Origin of the sequence: Parabacteroides leei (genome assembly GCF_023369805.1) — a bacterium.
In the GTDB taxonomy this organism is placed as follows: Bacteria; Bacteroidota; Bacteroidia; order Bacteroidales; family Tannerellaceae; genus Parabacteroides; species Parabacteroides leei.
The window spans coordinates 1-2,297 of sequence record NZ_JAMBQG010000043.1; the positions used below are offsets into that span (position 1 = coordinate 1).

2 tRNA genes and 2 rRNA genes are annotated in these 2,297 nt (G+C 49.2%); all 4 read left to right on the forward strand.

Features of this window, described 5'->3' with window-relative positions:
• Nucleotides 1–1,066: ribosomal RNA gene (locus M1P97_RS26115) — 16S ribosomal RNA — on the forward strand; the annotation flags it as partial.
• A 148-nt stretch (nucleotides 1,067–1,214) separates the two neighbouring features.
• A tRNA-Ile gene (locus tag M1P97_RS26120) sits at nucleotides 1,215–1,288 on the forward strand.
• A 24-nt stretch (nucleotides 1,289–1,312) separates the two neighbouring features.
• Nucleotides 1,313–1,386 (forward strand) — tRNA-Ala (locus M1P97_RS26125).
• 111 nt (nucleotides 1,387–1,497) lie between these two features.
• Nucleotides 1,498–2,297 (forward strand): 23S ribosomal RNA (locus M1P97_RS26130); the annotation flags it as partial.

Sequence of the window (2,297 nt, forward strand, 5' to 3'; positions counted from 1 at the left end):
GGACGTGTCCTGTTTTGTATGTACCCTATGAATAAGGATCGGCTAACTCCGTGCCAGCAGCCGCGGTAATACGGAGGATCCGAGCGTTATCCGGATTTATTGGGTTTAAAGGGTGCGTAGGTGGCTTTTTAAGTCAGCGGTGAAAGTTTGTGGCTCAACCATAAAATTGCCGTTGAAACTGGGGGGCTTGAGTATATTTGAGGTAGGCGGAATGCGTGGTGTAGCGGTGAAATGCATAGATATCACGCAGAACTCCAATTGCGAAGGCAGCTTACTAAACTATAACTGACACTGAAGCACGAAAGCGTGGGGATCAAACAGGATTAGATACCCTGGTAGTCCACGCAGTAAACGATGATTACTAGGAGTTTGCGATACACAGTAAGCTCTACAGCGAAAGCGTTAAGTAATCCACCTGGGGAGTACGCCGGCAACGGTGAAACTCAAAGGAATTGACGGGGGCCCGCACAAGCGGAGGAACATGTGGTTTAATTCGATGATACGCGAGGAACCTTACCCGGGTTTGAACGCATTTTGACAGGGGTGGAAACATCCTCTCTAGCAATAGCAATTTGCGAGGTGCTGCATGGTTGTCGTCAGCTCGTGCCGTGAGGTGTCGGCTTAAGTGCCATAACGAGCGCAACCCTTATCTTTAGTTACTAACAGGTCGAGCTGAGGACTCTAAAGAGACTGCCAGCGTAAGCTGTGAGGAAGGTGGGGATGACGTCAAATCAGCACGGCCCTTACATCCGGGGCGACACACGTGTTACAATGGCATGGACAAAGGGCAGCTACCGGGCGACCGGATGCTAATCTCCAAACCATGTCTCAGTTCGGATCGAAGTCTGCAACCCGACTTCGTGAAGCTGGATTCGCTAGTAATCGCGCATCAGCCATGGCGCGGTGAATACGTTCCCGGGCCTTGTACACACCGCCCGTCAAGCCATGGGAGTTGGGGGTACCTAAAGTCCGTAACCGCAAGGATCGGCCTAGGGTAAAACCGATGACTGGGGCTAAGTCGTAACAAGGTAGCCGTACCGGAAGGTGCGGCTGGAACACCTCCTTTCTGGAGCGAAGAGTTCGTTATCAAGTTATCTAAGGTATTAGTTAACTTGTACTACGGTTGAATATGTATAAAATATAGATCTACCGACGAAATAAAGTCGGCAAGAGAGAAAAATGATGCTGAGACAATACGTCAAGGCAAAGTTGACAGTCCTATAGCTCAGTTGGTTAGAGCGCTACACTGATAATGTAGAGGTCGGCAGTTCAACTCTGCCTGGGACTACTCAAACGAATCTCAAAAATAATAGGGGGATTAGCTCAGCTGGCTAGAGCATCTGCCTTGCACGCAGAGGGTCAACGGTTCGAATCCGTTATTCTCCACATGACTCAGCAATGAGTAAAAGATCTTTGACATGATGGACAACGTAAAATAAAGTAACAAGAGCAAGCTGAAGATATATCAATCCGAATTACCGTATGGTAACCGGAAAAAAGAAAGTAAGCAAGGGCAGACGGTGGATGCCTTGGCTCTCGGAGGCGAAGAAGGACGTGATAAGCTGCGATAAGCTGGGGGTAGATGCAAATAATCTTTGATCCTCAGATTTCCGAATGGGGCAACCCGTCAGATTGAAGATCTGACACCTCGTAAGAGGAGCGAACGTGGGGAACTGAAACATCTAAGTACCCATAGGAGAAGAAAATAAAAATGATTCCGCAAGTAGTGGCGAGCGAACGCGGAAGAGCCCAAACCGATATTGTTTAGGCAATATCGGGGTTGTAGGACTACGATATAGCAAGAACTTAGTAAAGTGGAACGTTTTGGAAAGAACGGCCCTAGACGGTGAAAGCCCGGTACACGACTTACTGACGAAGCTTAGTAGTATCCTGAGTAGCGCGGGGCACGAGAAATCCTGTGTGAATTAGCGGGGCCCATCCCGTAAGGCTAAATACTCCCGAGAGACCGATAGCGAACCAGTACCGTGAGGGAAAGGTGAAAAGAACCTCGAATAGAGGAGTGAAATAGACCCTGAACCCGTCTGCCTACAAGCGGTCGGAGCACTTTCGAGTGTGACGGCGTGCCTTTTGCATAATGAACCTACGAGTTACTTTCTCCGGCAAGGTTAAGTGATTCAGTCACGGAGCCGAAGCGAAAGCGAGTCTGAACAGGGCGCCATAGTCGGAGGGAGTAGACGCGAAACCAAGTGATCTACCCATGGTCAGGTTGAAGGTTAGGTAACACTAACTGGAGGACCGAACCGGTAAGCGTTGAAAAGCTTTCGGATGAACTGTGG